This is a genomic window from Stenotrophomonas sp. 82F1 (genome assembly GCF_056861525.1).
This window is the reverse complement of sequence record NZ_JBSPUD010000002.1, coordinates 385,053-402,825: the sequence shown is the minus strand read 5'-3', so window position 1 is coordinate 402,825 and position 17,773 is coordinate 385,053. Positions and strand designations below refer to the sequence as shown.

15 protein-coding genes are annotated in these 17,773 nt (G+C 67.6%); 5 read left to right on the top strand and 10 right to left on the bottom strand.

What is annotated here, in order from left to right:
- Nucleotides 1-81: 81 nt before the first annotated feature.
- Genes AC13GI_RS04210 through AC13GI_RS04195 form a run of 4 tightly spaced genes read right to left on the bottom strand, consistent with a single transcriptional unit; the run spans nt 82 to nt 4,012 of the window.
- Nucleotides 82-531 (bottom strand): DUF2894 domain-containing protein, encoded by a 450-nt coding sequence (locus AC13GI_RS04210; RefSeq protein WP_243379834.1) that lies wholly within the window; start codon nt 529-531, stop codon nt 82-84.
- Nucleotides 449-1,087 carry an OmpA family protein gene (locus tag AC13GI_RS04205; RefSeq protein WP_482995585.1) on the bottom strand — a complete coding sequence of 213 codons (639 nt, stop codon included), beginning with the start codon at nt 1,085-1,087 and terminating at the stop codon, nt 449-451. Before AC13GI_RS04205 ends, AC13GI_RS04210 begins: the two co-directional genes overlap by 83 nt.
- Complete coding sequence (locus tag AC13GI_RS04200) at nt 1,084-3,348, bottom strand: DUF802 domain-containing protein (protein WP_482995584.1); 2,265 nt, start codon at nt 3,346-3,348, stop codon at nt 1,084-1,086. The genes AC13GI_RS04205 and AC13GI_RS04200 overlap by 4 nt, the downstream gene beginning before the upstream one ends.
- Before the next feature lie 10 nt (nt 3,349-3,358).
- The gene (locus AC13GI_RS04195; protein ID WP_482995583.1) at nt 3,359-4,012 is read right to left on the bottom strand and encodes a DUF3348 family protein; all 654 of its coding nucleotides are present in this window, start codon (nt 4,010-4,012) and stop codon (nt 3,359-3,361) included.
- Nucleotides 4,013-4,156: 144 nt separating this feature from the next.
- Here AC13GI_RS04195 and AC13GI_RS04190 point away from each other — a divergent pair, with 144 nt between their 5' ends.
- The gene (locus AC13GI_RS04190) at nt 4,157-5,074 is read left to right on the top strand and encodes a M14 family metallopeptidase (protein ID WP_482995582.1); all 918 of its coding nucleotides are present in this window, start codon (nt 4,157-4,159) and stop codon (nt 5,072-5,074) included.
- Nucleotides 5,075-5,198: 124 nt separating this feature from the next.
- On the opposite strand, the gene AC13GI_RS04185 is transcribed toward AC13GI_RS04190, so the two are convergent.
- Nucleotides 5,199-10,139 carry a putative Ig domain-containing protein gene (locus AC13GI_RS04185; protein ID WP_482995581.1) on the bottom strand — a complete coding sequence of 1,647 codons (4,941 nt, stop codon included), beginning with the start codon at nt 10,137-10,139 and terminating at the stop codon, nt 5,199-5,201.
- A 421-nt stretch (nt 10,140-10,560) separates the two neighbouring features.
- Between AC13GI_RS04185 and AC13GI_RS04180 the strand changes: the two genes are divergently transcribed.
- From AC13GI_RS04180 to AC13GI_RS04165, 4 genes are read left to right on the top strand one after another with little or no spacing between them, the layout of a single operon-like run.
- Nucleotides 10,561-11,085, top strand: coding sequence for a phage tail protein (locus AC13GI_RS04180; protein ID WP_482995580.1), 525 nt, complete (start codon nt 10,561-10,563; stop codon nt 11,083-11,085).
- A 29-nt stretch (nt 11,086-11,114) separates the two neighbouring features.
- Entirely contained in the window at nt 11,115-11,645 is a 531-nt protein-coding gene (locus AC13GI_RS04175; RefSeq protein WP_482995579.1) for a phage tail protein, read from the top strand.
- Nucleotides 11,646-11,682: 37 nt separating this feature from the next.
- Nucleotides 11,683-12,216, top strand: a complete 534-nt coding sequence (locus tag AC13GI_RS04170) for a phage tail protein (protein ID WP_482995578.1) — start codon at nt 11,683-11,685, stop codon at nt 12,214-12,216.
- A 4-nt stretch (nt 12,217-12,220) separates the two neighbouring features.
- Complete coding sequence (locus AC13GI_RS04165; RefSeq protein ID WP_165787232.1) at nt 12,221-12,769, top strand: GNAT family N-acetyltransferase; 549 nt, start codon at nt 12,221-12,223, stop codon at nt 12,767-12,769.
- 43 nt (nt 12,770-12,812) lie between these two features.
- On the opposite strand, the gene AC13GI_RS04160 is transcribed toward AC13GI_RS04165, so the two are convergent.
- The 5 genes from AC13GI_RS04160 to AC13GI_RS04140 form a co-directional block, all read right to left on the bottom strand.
- Nucleotides 12,813-13,109, bottom strand: coding sequence for a DUF6916 family protein (locus AC13GI_RS04160; protein WP_099818684.1), 297 nt, complete (start codon nt 13,107-13,109; stop codon nt 12,813-12,815).
- A 110-nt stretch (nt 13,110-13,219) separates the two neighbouring features.
- On the bottom strand, nt 13,220-14,668 hold the full coding sequence (locus AC13GI_RS04155; RefSeq protein WP_243379832.1) for an efflux transporter outer membrane subunit: 1,449 nt from the start codon (nt 14,666-14,668) through the stop codon (nt 13,220-13,222).
- Entirely contained in the window at nt 14,665-15,549 is an 885-nt protein-coding gene (locus tag AC13GI_RS04150) for an HlyD family secretion protein (protein ID WP_099818683.1), read from the bottom strand. The genes AC13GI_RS04155 and AC13GI_RS04150 overlap by 4 nt, the downstream gene beginning before the upstream one ends.
- Nucleotides 15,546-15,761, bottom strand: a complete 216-nt coding sequence (locus tag AC13GI_RS04145; protein ID WP_099818682.1) for a DUF1656 domain-containing protein — start codon at nt 15,759-15,761, stop codon at nt 15,546-15,548. Before AC13GI_RS04145 ends, AC13GI_RS04150 begins: the two co-directional genes overlap by 4 nt.
- A gap of 4 nt (nt 15,762-15,765) precedes the next feature.
- Nucleotides 15,766-17,706, bottom strand: coding sequence for an FUSC family protein (locus AC13GI_RS04140; protein WP_099818681.1), 1,941 nt, complete (start codon nt 17,704-17,706; stop codon nt 15,766-15,768).
- Nucleotides 17,707-17,773 lie beyond the last annotated feature (67 nt).

Here is a 17,773-nt window from a genome sequence, read left to right as displayed (position 1 = left end):
ACCAAGGTTGGCATCTACCAGAAGCGCGGATCGAGATTGCCGTGTCCAGAAGTGCCGATCGAGTTCGGCGTCAACGCGCGCTCAATCCGCTTTGCGTGGCTTGCGCGTGCGCTTGGGCTTTGCTGCGTCACCGCTGCTGGCGGCGCCATCCTGCAACGCCTGCAGCCACGACAGCGTGTCGACATAGTCGATGAAGTGGCGCAGATACCCGGGGCTGGTAGCCTGCATCGTGTCCAGCATGCGCTGCACCAGCACTGCCGAGTTCAGTGGGCCGCCGTCGGCGGGGGCCTCGGTACGCAGCGAGCGGCGCACCTGCAGTTCGCTGCGCAGCTCCGACCACTCGCGCTGCACCTGCTGCAGCATCGGCACCTGCGGGTAATGCGGCAGCGAGCGCGACCCCGCATCGAGATCGCGCACCAGTGCGCGCAGGCCCTCCAGCGCGGGCGGCTTACTTGGCATCCGGGGCCTTGGGCTTGGGAATCGGCGCGATCTCCACGCGGCGGTTGCGCGCGCGGCCCTCTTCGCTGGCATTGGAGCTGACCGGCTGCTCGCTGCCGAAGGCGGCGGCGAACACCGCATCGGCCGGTACACCGTCGGCGATCAGGGTCCGGGTCACCGTCAGCGAGCGCTGCGCGGACAGCTCCCAGTTGTCGGCGAAGCGGCGGTTGCCTTCGCGCACCGGTGCGTCATCGGTGAAGCCGCTGACCATCAGGATTTCTTCGCGCGAACCCAGGTACGCCGCCAGCGGCCCGGCAAGGCTGCGCAGCAGCTCCTGGCCTTCCGGCTGCAGCTGATCGGAGTTCAGCGCGAACAGCACGTTGCCGCTGATGCCGATGCGACCGTCCACCAGCGTCACCCGGCCGGCGGCAAGCGGGCCGGCCAGCGCCTGTTCCAGGGTCTGCAGGCGCTTGGCCTCGGCTTGGCGCTGCTTGACCTCCTGGTCCAGCCGCTGCGACAGCTCCAGCTGCACGGCAACCACGCCGACGAGGATCAGCACGAACGCACCCAGCAGCACCGACATCAGATCGCCGAATGCCGCCCAGATCGGGGCGTGCGAGCCGCCATCGACCTCCAGCTCGTCGCTCATGCGCTGCCGGCCTTGCCGCGGCGCGCGGCCAGCTGCTGCAGTTCTTCCATCACCTGCTTCTGCGACAGCAGGCTGAGGTCGACCACCTCGCGCGCCTGCGCCACGTAGTACGCCAGCTGCTCATCGCTGCGCGCGAGCGAGGCATCCAGTGCGCTACCGATCTGTTCCAGGCGTCCCGACAGCTCCGCCGAGGCGGTACCGAACTGTTCGACCGCAGACCCGAAGGTGCCGGCCAGCTGGCCCACCTCGCCGGCACTGCCGCTGAGCAGGGTGGCGATGCCATCGAGCTTGCCGGTCTCGGCCGTGATGTGGTCGGTGAAGCGGTTGCCGACGCGTTCCAGCAGTTCGGCCGAACCACCGACCAGCGCGTCCACGGCCGTGCGCTGTTCGTGCGAGGCGTGGTTGATCGCCTCCAGCAGGGTCTGCACGGTGGCGAGCAGGTGGCCACGCTCCTCCAGCATCGCGTTGTCGCGCACCAGGCTTTCGGACAGGGTGCTGCGCAGTTCGTTGATGACCTCGGCCGCGGCCTTCGGCGCCTCGGCCGCGGTCTGCAGCAGGGTGGAGACTTCGGCCAGCGTGGCGCTGGCCTGGGCGCGGCCGTTCTCGCCGATCTGTTGCGCGGTCTGCGCTAGCGCGTCGCACACCTGTTGTTGCTGCGTGGACAAGCGTTCGCCATCGGCCTGCAGGCGCGCGGCAAGGTCGGTCGAAACGTTCTGCAGTGCGTCGCTCCAGCGCTGCAGGCGCTGTTCGTCCGCGGCCACCAGCTGGGCCTGCAACGCGGCATGCGCCTGCTGCAGCTCGGTACTCACCGCGTCCCAGCGTTCCTGACGCTGCTGCTCGCGCGCATCCAGGCCGGCCTGCAGCTCGGCATGCGCGGTGGCGATGGCGGCCTGTGCAGCCTGCCAGTCCTGCAGGCGCTGTTGTTCGTGGTCCTGCAGCAGCGACTGGCCGGCGGCGTGGCGCTCATCCAGCGCCTGCAGCAGCGCCTGCGCACGTTCGTCCAGGTGGCTGCTGGCACGCTGCAGTGCCTGCTGCTGACGCTCGACCAGTTCACTGTTCAATGCATGCTGCTGTTCGGCAGCGGCACGCCAGGCGTCGGCGTTGCCGCTGGCGTCGGCCTGCAGGCGCTGGCCGATGCGCACCACCAGCGCTTCACTCTGCGCGCTCTGGCCTTCGCTGAAGGCCTGCAGATGCTGGCGCAGTTCAGACACCAGTGCCTGCTGCGCGCCAGTCTGCTCGGCCACGACGTTGGCCCAGCTGGCCTCGGTGGCCACACGGCTGCGCTCGAAGCCTTCAGTGAGGCCGTTCAACTGCTGCTGCACCGCGTGTTCGACGCGCGAATGCAGCGCCTGGCCGTGGCTGGCCAGACCGGCCAGCGTGGCTTCGGCCATCGGCTGCAGGGCGCCCCCGATGGCGGCGGCACTGGCTTCGGCGCCTTCGCGCAGCGACTGCTGCAGCGAGGTGGCCAGGCGTTCCTGCAACGCCTGGCTCTGCGCCAGGAATTCGGCCTGGCCGGCCAGCAGGCGCTCATTGGCGGCCGCGCTGTGCTGTTCGAAGGTGCTGGTCATCGTCTGCAGGCGATCGACCAGCGCAGGCAGCGCAGCGGACTGCGACTGCAGCAGGCGCAGCGACTCGGCGCGCTGCCAGGCTTGCGAATACGGATGCAGGTCAGTGGCGATGGCGCGGTCCAGCTGCTGCACCACCTGCAGGCGGTCGCGGCGCAGCAGCGCCGACAACAGGCCCAGCATGGCCGAACTGGCGACACCGGCGATGGACGTGCCGAACGCCACCGCCAGGCCCTGCACTGGCGAGGCCAGCGAGCCGCGGATGGCGGCCATGTCGGTAGCGCTCTGCAGGGCCAGGCCCGTGCCGCGCAGGGTGTCCATCATGCCCAGCAGCGTGCCGAGCATGCCCAGCAGCACCAGCAGGCCCACCAGATAAGGGGTCAGCACCGGCGAGGGCAGGGTGGTGCGTTCGCCCTCCACGCGCAGGCGCACCGCATTGCGCAGGCCCAGCGGCACACGCTCCAGCCACGGCGCCAGACTGTCCTTGGCCAGCGAAACGTCATTCAGCGCGGCGCGCAGGCCATTGCTGGCCTGCCGGTAACGGTACAGCTCCACGCCACCGGCGATGTAGCAGGCCGCGATGATCGCGGCCACGGCCGCACCCAGCGGGTGCACCGAGACGTAGCCGACACCGATCCAGCACACGGCCAGCAGGCCAGCAAGGAAGACAAGGACGTGGAAAACAGTTCTGGACATGGTGTTCCGGTCAGTGTGAGCGCAGGGCGGCAAGCAGCCCCTGGATCGGGTGGAAGCGCAGTTGCAGCTCGGCGAGCAGCAGCGTGCGCATGTCGTGGCGGAAGGACGCGCGCCAGCCGGGCTGGCCGTGCACGCGTTCGAATCGGGCACCCAGCACCGCTGGGGCGGTGGCAAGCAGGCTGTTCTCGCGCGGGCTCAAGGTCTGTTCCATCACCGCATCGACCTCGGCCAGCCGCGCCAGCTCGGGTGAGGCCAGCATCAGCTGGTCGCGCAGGCGGCCGCGCAGGCGACCGGTGGCGGTCTGGATGGCCTGTTGCAGCACCCGGTAACGCTGCCGCAGCGAAGCGAAGTTGGGTGCCGCAGCGGCCTCGGCCAGGTCCAGCAGGCGCTCGGCCTCGACGTCCTCGCTCAGCGAGGCCAACAGGCTCGCTTCGGCCTGGGCGCAGTCGGCCAGCAGATCATCAAGGGCCTCGGCAGCCTCGGCCGGTTCAGCCAGGCGGCCATCCAGCGCCCCCGCAAGGGCCACGGCACGGCTCCAGTCCACCCACTGACCGAGGCGATCGGTCAGGGCGGGACTGGAGGCCGGCATCGCGCCGTCGCTGAGACGGGCGAGCAGACGGAGGAAGTCCGGTCCACCCAGGACCGGCTGCGCTGCGTTCGCCATCAAGGGGGTGGGGGCCAAAAACCGTTGATTTTACAACCAGATGAAGCCGGCCGTATGAAGGCGGGGCGCGGGGGCAGCAACGATCGGGCCACAGGGCTTAAAATGGTCGGCTGTACCACCGCACCCCGACTTCTGGAGCTTGAGATGACCGTTGCGCAGTTCTACCCGATCGGCACCCCCGGACAGCCCTGGGGCGACGCCGAACGCGCGCAGTGGCGGGCCCGCCAGCAGCGGCAGCGCAGCTACCATGAAGACGTGGTGACCGCGCTGGAGCGGCTGGACGAGCGCTTCGACGTGGTCCAGTACGGCCAGCTTGACTACGCCCCGGACCACTACCCGCTGTTTGCGGTGGTGAACCACGACTGGAACCCGGCCCTGCCGACCGCGCTGGTCACCGGCGGCGTGCATGGCTACGAAACCAGCGGCGTGCATGGCGCCCTGCAGTTCCTGGAACAGCACGCCGAGCGTTACCTGGGCCGCTTCAACCTGATCGTGGCCCCGTGCGTGAGCCCGTGGGGCTACGAGCGCATCCAGCGCTGGAATCCCAATGCCATCGACCCCAACCGCAGCTTCCGTGACGGCGGCCTGATCGAGGAAGCCGCCTCGCTGATGCGCTGGGTGGCCGAACGCAAGCCCAACATCCGGGTCCACCTGGACCTGCACGAAACCACCGACAGCGACCTGCACGAATTCGACCCGGCCCGTTGCGCCCGCGATGGCAAGCCGTTCGAGCGCGACACCATTCCCGATGGCTTCTATGTGATCGGCAACAGCGAAGACCCGCAGCACGAATTCCAGAAGGCGCTGATCGCCGCCGTGGCCCCGATCACCCACATTGCCCCGGCCGACGCCGAGGGCAATCTGGTGGGCATGCCGCTGCAGTCGCTGGGCGTGGTGTGGGGCGAGTCGCGTTCCATTGGTGCATGTGCCGGCTTCACCGATGCGCTGTATGCCACCACCACCGAGGTGTACCCGGACAGCCCGCGCACCAACCCGCAGGAATGCAACGACGCCCAGGTGGCTGCGGTGTGTGCAGGGTTGGATTTCGCCCTGGCCAATTGACGGCTGTGTCGTAGCGCCGGGCCCATGCCCGGCTGCTGCGGTCGGCGGCAGGTTCAGCCGATGCTTTCGACATGCACGGCCGGTGTTGCCGGGAGGGTGGGGCGCGTCGCCGCGCCCCACTTGATCAGTACTTCTTTTCCAGGTTCAGCTGCACGCCGTGGTCTGTGTCTTCGCTGCTGCCGAACAGGCCGCGGTACTCGATCCGCAAGCTGAGGTCGCGCTCGGTCTGCAGCACCGCCCCCAGACCGAACACGAACCGGTTGCGCTTGAGCCCGTCGATTTCGCCGCGGTAGAACGGACCGCCCGGCAGATCGGCGTAGCCCATCGTCACCGAGCTGGCGTCCTGGAAGTCGTGCTGGTACTCGAACCGCACCTGTGGCGACAGCGTGCCGAAGCGCACCGGGAAGCGATAGTCCATGCGCACGCCCAGGCTGGCGGTGGTGGTGTCCACATCCTGGTCCTCGTAGTGCAGGGCATAGATGGCATCGCCGCGTTCGGTATAGCCGTTCAATGTGGCGCGGGCCAGATCCAGGCGCGCGTACGGGCTCACCGACAACCGGTCGTGCTGGTAGTCGCCACCGACCGACAGCGAGGCGAACCACTGCTTGCCGTCGCGGTCACCTTGCACCATCGCACCATTGGCAGTCACGTAGCGGCGGGAATCGAACGACAGCAACTGGTAACCCAACAGGCCATCAACGAAGAAGTACTGGCCCGGGTGATAGCTGGCGTACGCAGCCAGGGTGTAGCTTTCGCCGTGGCTGCGGGTGTCGTTGTGACCGACGTCGGTAGTGTCGCGGCCGTAGCCGATACCGGCGCCGAAGGCGAACGACTGGTTCACGCGGGTATCGGCACCAGCACTGATGCCACTGGTCTGGAAGTCGAAGCCGGCGCTGCCCGAGCGACCATCGCGATCACCGCTGTTGATCGAACCGCCGGTCCACAGGGTCAGGGCGCCTTTATCGCCATTGCCGCTACGTTTGCCGCGATCCCCGCCGACGGGCGCGACAGCAACGTCGTCCCTCAGCACAGATTCGTCCAGCGCGGTGACCTGGCGGCAATCGCCGCCGGGCATGCGTCGCACCTCATCCTGGCAGCGACGGTCGCGGTCGACGCCGAAGCTCAGCCCGTTCTCGAAGCGCTCCCCTCTGCCAGCACCATGCAGGCCTTCCATGCGGCGCTGGAAGTTGCCGATCTGCGCAGTGGCGAAGCGACGGGTGGAAGCGGTCTGCGCGCCCAGCAGGCCCATCACTTCCGCGTCCAGGGTCGGGTCCGGTCGGCCGATTACATCAAAGTCGATGGTCGCCGGCGCCGAGGTCGCGAATGCGTTGGCCAACGTGAAGGTGGCCGTGGCGATACCGGCGAAGGTGGCCGCCGGGGTGAAGGTCAGGCGATAGCCCGCGCTGGCACCGCTGCCGGAAGGTGCGATGGTGGCCGTGCCGGCAGTCGCCGGCGACAGCGATACCAGCGTGGCCGCAGTGAACGGGCCGCCGGTGGCGTCGGTCGTCAGCTCGACCACCGCCGCAACACCCGCATTGGCACTGACCCGGCGCGAGACCGCCACCGGCACCTGGTTGATGGTGATCGTGGCGGTGATCGGAGCCGATGCGCCGTAGGCGTTGTTCAAGGTGTAGACGATGCTTGCGGTGCCCGAGGCGGTGACCAGTGGGGTGTAGGTGATGTTGGTACCGGTCACCGTCGTGGTGCCGGTGGCCGGCTGCGTCACCAGGGTCACACCGATGAACGGACCGCCGGTGGCACCCACCGTGGTGTCGATGGTCACCGGCTGCCCTGCCACGGTGGCGACAGCCGCGCGCGGCTGCCCCGCAGGCACCGGCAGCGCGTTGACGGTGATCGACACCGTGGCCGGGGCCGAGGTGCCGCCCGGGCCGGTGGCGGTGTAGGTGAAGCTGTCCGCGCCGAAGTAGGTGCCTGTTGGCGTGTAGACAATGCTCATTCCGCTGGCCGTTGCGGTACCGTGCGCCGGCGCGCTGACCACGGCGATCGAGGTGATCACGCCGCCGTCGTTCGCCGTTACCGGAATCGTCACCGGTTGCTGCGACGGCGTCGCGGCGCTGTCGTCCACTACTACCGGCACGGCGTCGGCGATGACGATGCTGTAGCTCTGGGTGGCGTTGTAGCCGGCGTCGTCGGTGGAACGCACCACTGCGGTATAGCTGCCGGCCGTGGTCGGCGTACCGCTGAACACACCCGCCGAACTGAAGGAAATGCCGGGGGGCAGGGCACCGGAGGCGATCGCATAGGTATACGGCGCGATGCCACCGCTGCTGCTCAGGCTCTGCGAATAGGCCGTGCCCACCGTGCCGCTGGGCAGGGTGGCGGGTGTCAGTACCACAGTCGCCGGAGTGATCGTGAAGGTGTACACGCGGCTGCCGGTCTGGCCGTTGGAATCGGTGGAGCGCACCGTGGTGCTGAAGTTGCCATCCGATCGGGGGATGCCGGTCAGTGCGCCAGTGGAGGTGAAGGACATGCCGATCGGCAGCGCACCACCGAGCAGCGCGTAGCTGTACGGCGCTACGCCACCACTTGAACTGAGCTGCGCGTTGTAGGCCACGCCTGCGCTGCCGTTGGGCAGGCTGGGCGGATCGATGGCGATTGCCGGCGTGGCAACGACGAGGGTGTAGTTCTGCTGCAGCGAGAACGGCGCTCCCGCGCCGGTGCTGGAGTCGGTGGTGCGCACGGCGATGTTGTAGTTGCCCGGCACGGTCGGCGTACCGCTGAGCACACCGGCCGACGTCAGGGTGACCCCCACCGGCAGCGTACCGGCGACCAGTGCGTAGCTGTACGGCGCGGTGCCGCCGTTGCTGGCGAAATTGATGGTGGTGGCCACGCCGTAGTTCATCGGCAGGTTGCCCGGCGCCGGGGTCATGCCCAGGGTCGGCGCGCCAACGGTCAGCGTGAAGCTCTGGCCGGTCGTGAACGGCCCGTTGCCGGTACTGCTGTCGGTGGCAGTGGCAACGAGGTTGAAGCTGCCCGCCGCGCTCACCGTGCCGCTTACGGTCACGCTGGTGGCGGTGGTGCCACCGATGCTGAGGCCTACTGGCAGGCCGGTGACAGTGAATCCGCTATAGGGTGCGGTGCCACCATTCCAGGTGAACGTCTGGCTGTAACTTGTGCCGACCTGGGCGCTCATCGGGCCGCCCGCAGTCACGGTGATGGTCGGATTGCCGACCGTGATGCTGACCGTTACGGGCGCCGACGTGCCGGCAGTGTTTGTTGCGTAGTAGGTAAAGCTGTCCGGGCCCGCGTAACCCGCGGTGGGCTGGTAGGTGACGGTGGTGCCGCTGGCGACGGCACTGCCGTGAGCCGCCGCAGTGCCGATGGCCACCGAGGTCGGCACGCCGCCAGTGATGTTCAGCGTGATCGGATTGGCGCTGCTGTTATAGGCCACGGTCGCCGACACCGGGTTGGCCACCGGCGGGCTGTTGAGGATCTGCAACGTATAGCCGCGCGGTGTCGAGGTGTATGGCCCGCTGCCGGTGCTGCTGTCGGTGGCGGTTACCGCGAAATTGGAGGTGCCCGCTGATGTGGGCGTGCCCGACAGGGTGCCCGTGCTGGAGAGCGTGATACCCGGCGGCAAGCTGCCGGCGGTGACTGCATAGGTGTATGACGGGGTACCGCCGCTGGCAGCATTGAGCGTGGCGGTGTATGCCACGCCTTGGGTGCCGTCGGCCAAGGTGGTCGCTGGCAGAGTGATGGTCGGCGCAGAGATCGACATCGAATAGGCGCGCGAACCGGTGTGCGGCGCGCCGGCGCCGGTGCTGCTGTCGGTGGCGGTAAGAGTGAAGTTGAAGGTGCCGCCCGCGGTCGGCGTACCGCTGAGGCTGCCGGTGCTGCTCAGAGTCAGGCCGGCCGGCAACGCGCCCGCAGTGATCGTATAGCTGTACGTCGCGATGCCACCGCTGGCACTGACCCCTTGGCTGTACGCTGTCGCCACCGTGCCGTTGGGCAGCGTAGTCGGCGCGATCACGATCGTCGGCGCTGCCACCACCAGGGTGTACGCGCGGGAGCCGGTGAAACTGTTGGCGTCGGTCGCGGTCACGGTGAAGTTGAAGGTGCCAGCGGCGGACGGCGTACCGGTCAGTGTGCCGGTGCTGGTGTTGAGGCTCAGCCCTGCGGGCAGTGTGCCTGCGGTGATGGCGAAGCCATACGGTGCAGTGCCGCCGCTGGCGCTAAGGGTCTGGCTGTAGGCCACGGCGACGGTTGCGCCCGGAACGGTGGACGGGCTGATCGAGATGGTCGGCGGCGCAACCACCTGCAGGGTCACGGATTTGACCTCGGCATAGCTGCCGGTGCCGGTGCTGCTGTCAGTGACGCGGATGCCGAAGGTGTAGCTGCCCTGGGTAGTGGGCGTGCCGCTCAGGGTCGCGCCGCTCAGGCTCAGGCCGGGCGGCAGGGTGCCGTTTTCATACGCGAACGTGTAGCCGGGCACGCCACCGCTGGCAGTGAAGGTCACCGAGTAGGCAAGGCCCTGCGCCGCAGAGGGCGTAGCCGGCGCGATGGTAAGGGTTGGGTTGGCTGCCGAACCACTGAAGCTGCGCACGCCGCTGGCAGAGGCGCTGTCGGTGGCGCGGATGGTGAAGGCGTAGGCGCCGCGCTGGGTCGGCGTACCGCTGATGGTGTTTCCGCTCAGGCTCAGCCCCGGCGGAATGGAGCCGCTGTCCAGGCTGTAGGTGTACGGTCCGGTGCCGCCGCTGGCACTGAGGCTGGTGCTGAAAGGCACGCCAACCGTCAGGTTGACCGCAGGCGAGGCGGCGAGGGTGATGGCTGATGCCGGAGCGATGGTTACGGTGACGGTGATGTCACCGTTCGAGTCGTCCTGGATGACGAAGGTATCGCTGGTCGCGCTGTCGCCGTTGTGGGTGTACGTCAGCGGCAGGTTGGCACCCGACTGCACGCCGACGGTGCGGCTGCCGTGCGGGGTCGCCGCAGTGCCCGCAGAGATGCCGAAGCCGCCGTGGCAACCGTTGACGTTGATCGTCTGCGAGCCACCGTTGGCTACCGACATGCTCAGCGTCGGGCAGAAGGCCGATGGCACTGCCATCGCCACCTGCGGCCACAGGCTTCCCGCGCACAACAGCGCGACGGCAATCCAGGAACAGAACGAGGAAAAGAAAGCGTGCGAACGCGCACGCGGCGTCCCCACGCGGTGCGCTGATGACTGATGCATGTTCTGCCCCTGTTGGCACCGCACAGGCTCGATCGTCCCGAGGACATCGAGCCAGAACGGCGAGACCGTACCCCTGTCCGCGGACGCCGGGCTGGACCCGGTACCGCACCCCTTGCGAACTGCTGGCGATCATTCAAGCAGGATTCAGGGTGAAAAAGAAAGTGCCTATATATTCATGAACTATTAATGTTGCGCCCGCACAAAAATTTCGCTTGTACGGCGTGCGGAGTGTGAGCGAGAGTAGCGGCGGCAGCGGACATGACGTCCGTGCCACCAACCTTTCGGGGGAAAAGGTATGACCGAAGTCTTCCTCGGGCAGATAATGCTCACGGGGTTTGCGTTCGCGCCCAGGGGATTCGCCCTTTGCAACGGACAGCTGCTTTCCATCGCCCAGAATCAGGCGCTGTTTTCTCTGCTGGGAACCATGTACGGCGGTGACGGCAGAACCACGTTCGCCTTGCCCAATCTGCAATCGCGTACCCCGGTGGGCGCCGGTCCTTCGGCGGATGGGGGCTGGAACCCTGCGGCTTACGTCCAAGGGGAAGTGGGCGGTGTGGAGAGCGTCACCCTGCTGCCCACTCAGGTTCCGGCCCACAGTCCGGTGGTCAACGGCACCACCACTGCAGGTACGGCCCGCAACCCTACCGGGGGCCTGTATGGCACCAGCGGCAGCGCCATCTTCGGACCGGCCAACGGCACCCTGGTTCCGCTGCAGGGGGTGGGACCGGGCGGCGGCAACCAGCCGCACCCGAACCTGCAGCCCTACACCGTGATCAATTTCGTGATCGCGCTGAACGGCATTTTCCCGTCGCGCGACTGATTCTTCCGACGCCCATTACAGGAGTTCCCATGAGCACCCCCTACATCGGAGAAATCCGCATGTTCGGCTTTGCGCGCGTGCCCAACGGCTGGTTCGCATGCGACGGTTCGCTTCAATCGATTGCCGAGTACGAAGTGCTGTACACCGTGATCGGCACCACTTACGGCGGCGACGGCATCAATACCTTCGGTGTACCTGACCTGCGTGGCCGCGTGCCGATCCACCAAGGCCGCGGACAGGGATTGAGTACCTACGTGATCGGGCAGAAAGCGGGCAGCGAAAGTGTCACTCTGCTGCAGACGCAGTTGCCGCAACATACGCCGTCGCTGATGGCCACCACCGTCCTGGCAACCACCGGTGCGGTTGGCACTACCGTAGTGCCGGCAGCGTTGTCAGGCGAGACCATGTACGTCACCGATATCTCCGGGGCCAACGGCGCGACCCTGTCGCCCAATGCGATCGTCAGCCAGGGAGGCAACCAGCCACACGACAACGAGATGCCCACGCTCACGGTGCAGTTCTGCATCGCTTGGGCCGGCATCTATCCGTCGCAAGGCTGAGCCGCCACTCGCGCATATCCGCTTCCAGGACACGACCATGACCGAACCTTTCATCGGCGAAATCCAGTTGTTCGGCTTCAACTTCGCGCCATATGGCTGGGCCAGCTGCAACGGCGCCACCTTGGCTATCCAGCAGAACACGGCCCTGTTTTCGCTGCTGGGCACCCAGTACGGTGGCGACGGACGAACGACATTCCAGCTGCCCAACTTCGTCAACCGCGCGGCCACCGAGCAGGGCCAGGGCGCGGGGCTGTCCCCGCGCAGCATCGGTGAAGCCTATGGCAGTAGTTCGGTGGCGTTGACCCAAATGGAAATGCCGTCCCACAGCCACTCCCTGACGATCTACAACCAGCCCGACCAGTCCAAGCGCACCAGCACCCCGGTAGCGGGCAACTACCTGGGCCTGCCGACGTCGGGCTCACCCTTCGTGCCCGGCAACACTGCCAACACGCAGTTCAGCCCCATGATGATCGCGCCGTCCGGCGGTGGCCAGCCGCATGAAAACCGTCAGCCCTACCTCGCGACGAACTTCTGCATCGCGCTGGAGGGTGTATTCCCCAGCTTTGGCTGACGACATGCAAGCAACGTCGCAGCTCACTTCGTTTCCGGCAGGCCGCAACGACCACCTGGCCGTCCCCGCGCTCCTTGGCGAGCGCGGGTACGCTTTGCGGCCCCTGTGCGACGATGACCTGAGCTGGCTGCGCGAACTGTACGCCAGCACCCGCGCGGAGGAACTGGCACCAGTGCCTTGGCCCGAAGCGAGCAAGCGCGCGTTTCTGGATAGCCAGTTCGCACTCCAGCACCAGCACTACCAGGCGCACTACAGCGACTCTGATTTCCTGGCCATCGAACGCCACGGCGTGGTGGTGGGCCGTTACTACCTGCAGCGCAGTGCGCCGGATCACCTGATCGTCGATATCTGCTTGTTTCCCGGTGAGCGCGGTCACGGTGTGGCCGCGGCCCTGATTGCTCACAGCCAGGGCGAGGCCGCCGCGCTGGGTCGCGGCGTGACCCTGCACGTGCAGGCTGACAACGTCGCTGCGCAGCGCCTGTACCGGCGTGCGGGCTTTGCCCTGATCCACGATCAAGGCTCGCATCTGCTGCTGCGTTGGGCACCGGGCTGAGCCGGCGACACGCTGTCGTACGCCCGCCGGAGCGGGCACACCGTCAGTTGAAGATCGCCTGATACAGGAACCCCGCCTGCTCGCGCGCTACCGGCACCAGGAATATGCCCACCTCACCGATGTCGTCATGGCGCATCTGATAGATCTGCTGCGGGAACAGGAAGGCCGAGCCGTTGCGGAACAACAGCGAGAACGGAGTCCGTGCCGCGCCGGGCGGCACTTGCGATGGGTTCAGGGCTCGCGCCTCCACAAGCACAAACGGAACCTCGCCGTCGTTGATGACCGCCGAGAAGGTCTGATCGACGTGGCGGGCGAAATGGTCGAGCGTCAGCAGTTCCATGCAGAGTTCCCCTAAACCGAACCGCATCGTCGCCGCGCGGTACGTCCGATGCAAGTGTGTTGCGGAAGTTTCCGGCAGGCATGGTTGGCTGCACGTGAACCGCTCGTCCATCAGTCCTGTGTACCACCCGGGGCGAGTGTCCGATTGCCTGTCTCGGCCCAACCCCCGCCCAGCGCCAGGAACAGATCCACCTGACGGTCCACCCGCTGCGCACGCGAGGCTGCGAGTGCGGATTCTGCATCGGCCAGCGCGGCTTCGGCTGACAGCACATCAAGGAAGCCGATCCTGCCGAACCGGTACAGTTGCCCGGCCTGGCCGCTCGCACGTGCCGCGTCGTCGCGGGCGAGGGCAAGGCTGTGCTCGCGATCGATCTCCTGCGCATACGCCGACAGCGCGGTTTCGGTCTGCCGCAACGCATCCAGCACCGCGCCATCGAACGATGCCAGCGCAGCATCGGCGTTGGCCCCGGCAGCGTCGATCCGTGCGTGGGTTGCGCGGCGGTTCGGCCAGCGCCACGACAGCAGCGGTCCGATGGACGCGCCGATGCTGTCGCTGCCCAGCAGCTTCTTGAATGAACCTGCCATGCCAGCGGACGCGCCGATGCTCACCTGGGGATATAGTGCCGCCGTTTCCACGCCGATCATCGCAGTGGCGGCCGCCAAGCGGCGCTCCGCCGCACGGATATCCGGGCGACGCTGGATCAGCTGGCTGCCATCGCCGACAGGAATCAGCTGCTGCAGGCGCGGCGGTTGTTGGCAGTTGGCGACGTCCTGCGGGTAGTCCGCTGGCAGTCGGCCCATCAGCGCTGCCAGTTCGAACAGGGCCGCCTGCCGCTCGGCAACCAGATGCGGCACAGCCGCCGCGCTGCGGTTGTGCGCCGCGCGCGCCCGGCTCACGTCAAATTCGGTTCCGCGTCCGCCGGCCGCCAAGCGGGTGGTGGCGTCCAACGTGGCGCGCTGCGTATCGAGCACCCGTTGCGTCGCCGCCAGGGTAAGGTTGGTCGAACAGATGCCGACATAGGCGCGGGTGACGGCGGCGGCGACAACCACCCGCACCTGGTCACGTGCCGCAGCGACGGCCTCTGCATCCGCGTTGGCGGCCTCGATGCCGCGGCGGATGCCACCGGCCAGATCCAGCGGGTAGGACAGGTGGATGCCGAGCGCGTACACCTGCGGTGGCGAGGAAGGGGAGGTGTATCCCCCGGCGCGGGCCAGCGTGGCCGATGCGTCGGCGTCGGTGCCTACCGAGCCCTCGGCCCGGGCCTGCAGCACCAGCGCCGTGGCGCGGCGCAGGTTGGCGTCGGCCGCGCGCAGATCGGTGTTGGCCCGCAGCGCTTCGCTGACGTAGGCATTGAGCCGTGGATCGTCGTACAGCTGCCACCAGCGATCTGGCGGCTCGGCCTGTGTGTAGGCCGCCTCGGGCCCCGATACGAATGCGCGGCGGGCAGCCGGGGCGGCGGCGACCGCGCTGGCGGGAAGTGTGTAGTCAGGGCCGGACACGCAGCCGGCCAGCGACAGCGCACAGGCGAGCACGCCCGCGCGTGATGCGGTGCCGATCACTTGCAGGCCCCTTGCACGCGCGGAGTGATGGTCACGCTGGCGGTTCTGCCGACGATCAGGCGGGTGTCCGGGGCAACGTCATCCAGGCGGATGCGGACCGGTATCCGCTGCGCCAGCCGCACCCAGGTATAGGTCGACGCGACCGACGGCAGCAGGTTGTGGGTGCTCGAGCGCTGGTCGTCGGCGATACCGGCGGCGATGCTCTCCACATGCCCATGCACGTTGCGGCCATCGCCCATCAGGCGCGCGACCGCAGCATCGCCTTCGCTGATGCAGTTGAGCTTGGTTTCCTCGAAATAGCCCTCGACCCTCAGGCTGCTGCTGTCGATCAGGGCCAGGGCCTGGGCACCCGGTTGCAGGAAGTCGCCCGGGTGCAGATCGAGGTTGGTGACGGTGCCAGCGGCGCTGGCGCGCACTTCGGTGCGCTGCACGTTCAACAGTGCCACCCGCCGCTCCGCACGGGCCTGCGCCAGACCGGCCACTTCGGTATCGACCTTGGCCGCATTGCGCTCGCGTGTCTCCGAGGCGACCAGGTTGCCCAGCGCCAGATCCCGCTTCGATTCACGGCGGGCGAGGGTGAGCGTGGCCTGCGCGCTGCTCACCGCAGCATCCGCCTTCTCCAGCGCGGCGGCGTAGCGCGGCTGGTCCAGCACCAGCAGCAGCTGCCCGGCTTTCACCCGCTGGTTGTCCTGCACCAGCACCTGGGTCACCAGTCCGCCCATGTCCGACGCCACGCGGATCACATCCGCGCGCACCCGGCCATCGCGCGTCCAGGGCTGCGTTTCGTATCGGCTCCACAGGGACAGGGCCGCGATGACGGCGACGGCGAACAGGCAGAGCGTTGCGCTCCAGCGGCCAAGGACACTCAGCACGTGTTTCATTTCAGTTTCTCGAACAGGGGCGCGAGCTGGATCAACAGCTCCGCCAGGATCACGAACAGCGAAAGACCCACCAGCGGGCGATAGGCGAACAGCCGGTACAGCCCGAGGCTTGCCAGCAGCCGCGAGGCCATCATCGACAGGGCCAGCGCGATGAGCGCCACCGCCAGCAGGCCGGGAACGAAGACGCCATCGATGGAGATATCGGAGAACATCGCATCAGGCCTCATGAGCGAGCAGGTCGCGGCGCAGGCCGGAAAGCAGTGCAAGAACATGCTCGGTTCCGGGCGCGCTGCCAGTGCTGACGGCGTCGCGTGTGCGTTCGAGCGATTCCAGCAGCGGCGCATTCACCAGGCGGGGAGCGGGAGTGCGGAAGTGGGCGATGGCCCTGTGCATCAGCAGCGCATGCCACTCGCGGCTGCTCCGGTCCTTGAGCGTCCTGCCGATCACACGCAATTCGGCCACGGCACTGGCCGCGCGCATGTCTGCAAACATCGTCCGCAATGTGCGGGCCGCATCCGCACGGCCGCGCAGGCGAGGAGCAAGCAGCGCAAGCCGATCCACCATGCGGCTGGTCCAGTCGCTGGCATTTCGCACCTGCCCGGCCGCTCGACGGGCGATGTCCCGCCTGATCACATCCTGCAGGCGCGCGCGGCTGCGATTGCTGTCCAGGGTCTGCAACAGCGACATGCTGCACAGCGCCGCCGCCGTGCCGACGAACAGCGCGACGCCGCTGTTGAGCGCACCCACGATGTTGCTGGCGTTGGTCGCGCCCAATCCTGCAATAAGCGGGAAGGTGAGCACTACCCCCAACGCCGCCATGATGAACGGCGGGCGGGCGAGGAACGAGCCACACAGCAGCAGCGCGGGCGCCAGCGTCATGGCCAGGCCGACGAAATCGGACAGGCCCGGAAAGATCACCAGCGCGTAGAACAGCCCAATGACCACGCCGATGGTCGACCCGATCAGGTAACGCATGACATGCCCCGCAGGTGCCTCGGCGGTCCCGAACAACACGCAGGCCGTGCCGATGATGGAGACGGCGGTTGCACCATCGGACCACGCGGTGGCGATCCACAGCGCGCAGCTCAGTACGATGCCGACGAAAGCACCCAAAGCGCTGCGCAGGGCGATGCGGTGATCACGGTGCAGCACGTGGCCATTCGCCTTGCTGGCAAGGTGCACGGGCACACGCCGGCGCCAGTCCGGGCGGGCGTCGTGCAGCTGCTCTTCCAGCAGCCGGCAGTCGTGATGCGCAGCATCGAGTTCGGCCTGACGTGTGCAAAGCGCTGCACGCAGCAGGTCCGGCCATGCTGTGTCTGTCGTGCCAACAGGCTGCGCGCGCAGCTGGGCCATCGATTCGTCCACCGCGCTGGACAGCATCAGCACATCGAGCATCCGGTCATGCAGTGCGCGCAGGATCTGCACCTGGGCAACGCCGTGGGCGCTGTCGAACGGCAGGTGGATGGACAGCGTGTGCAGTTCGAGCAGGTCCGCGGCCACCTTGGAGCGATCCTCCGCAAGTACCGTCTCCTGGGCGCCTGCGCGCATGTCCTGCGTCCAGCGTTCCGCATCGCCGAGGATCGACGCCACACGCGCGTGCACACGCGGCGAAACCCGGCGCGGCAGCACCAGCCCGTGGACCAGCGTTGCCGCAAGAATACCGATGGAGATCTCCTGCACGCGGGTGATGGCAATGGTGAAGACGTCACCGGGCACCATCACCGCCGGGAAACCGATCAGGCTGGTGGTGTACCCGGCCAGCAGGAAGGCATACGCACGCGGTGTGCGGTCGAGCATGGCCAGGTACAGGCACAGGCCCATCCAGGCCGCCAGCACCACGCTCAGCACCAAGGGCGCGTTGGCGAACCGCGGCACCAGCAGCACCGTAGCAACCGCACCGCCGACGGTTCCCAGCAGGCGGAACAGGCCCCGGCTGAGCGTTGCGCCGGACATCGGCTGCGACACCAGATAGACCGTGCCGATCACCCAGAATGGGCGGGTCAGGCCGATGCGCAGCGAGACATACAGCCCGAGGATCGCGGCGAGCAGGCACTTGAGCGAGAACAGCACCGCTTCGCGGTCGACCTTCAATGCGGGCGACGTCAGCAGCGCGCTCGGGCGCGAAAGCCAGGGGCGGGTAGGGGCGGGAATCTGCATGCCGCCATCGTATTCAGCGAGGCCTGCAGCCGAATTTCGCTAGAATGCCAGCCTATCGCTGAATCTG

Excerpts from the sequence above, each read along its gene's own strand:
- AC13GI_RS04210 (WP_243379834.1), bottom strand. The coding sequence starts at position 531 with ATGCCAGCGAAGAGGGCCGCGCGCGCAACCGCCGCGTGGAGATCGCGC.
- AC13GI_RS04205 (WP_482995585.1), bottom strand. The coding sequence starts at position 1,087 with ATGAGCGACGAGCTGGAGGTCGATGGCGGCTCGCACGCCCCGATCTGG.
- AC13GI_RS04200 (WP_482995584.1), bottom strand. The coding sequence starts at position 3,348 with ATGTCCAGAACTGTTTTCCACGTCCTTGTCTTCCTTGCTGGCCTGCTG.
- AC13GI_RS04195 (WP_482995583.1), bottom strand. The coding sequence starts at position 4,012 with ATGGCGAACGCAGCGCAGCCGGTCCTGGGTGGACCGGACTTCCTCCGT.
- AC13GI_RS04190 (WP_482995582.1), top strand. The coding sequence starts at position 4,157 with ATGACCGTTGCGCAGTTCTACCCGATCGGCACCCCCGGACAGCCCTGG.
- AC13GI_RS04185 (WP_482995581.1), bottom strand. The coding sequence starts at position 10,139 with ATGGCAGTGCCATCGGCCTTCTGCCCGACGCTGAGCATGTCGGTAGCC.
- AC13GI_RS04180 (WP_482995580.1), top strand. The coding sequence starts at position 10,561 with ATGACCGAAGTCTTCCTCGGGCAGATAATGCTCACGGGGTTTGCGTTC.
- AC13GI_RS04175 (WP_482995579.1), top strand. The coding sequence starts at position 11,115 with ATGAGCACCCCCTACATCGGAGAAATCCGCATGTTCGGCTTTGCGCGC.
- AC13GI_RS04170 (WP_482995578.1), top strand. The coding sequence starts at position 11,683 with ATGACCGAACCTTTCATCGGCGAAATCCAGTTGTTCGGCTTCAACTTC.
- AC13GI_RS04165 (WP_165787232.1), top strand. The coding sequence starts at position 12,221 with ATGCAAGCAACGTCGCAGCTCACTTCGTTTCCGGCAGGCCGCAACGAC.
- AC13GI_RS04160 (WP_099818684.1), bottom strand. The coding sequence starts at position 13,109 with ATGGAACTGCTGACGCTCGACCATTTCGCCCGCCACGTCGATCAGACC.
- AC13GI_RS04150 (WP_099818683.1), bottom strand. The coding sequence starts at position 15,549 with ATGAAACACGTGCTGAGTGTCCTTGGCCGCTGGAGCGCAACGCTCTGC.
- AC13GI_RS04145 (WP_099818682.1), bottom strand. The coding sequence starts at position 15,761 with ATGTTCTCCGATATCTCCATCGATGGCGTCTTCGTTCCCGGCCTGCTG.
- AC13GI_RS04140 (WP_099818681.1), bottom strand. The coding sequence starts at position 17,706 with ATGCAGATTCCCGCCCCTACCCGCCCCTGGCTTTCGCGCCCGAGCGCG.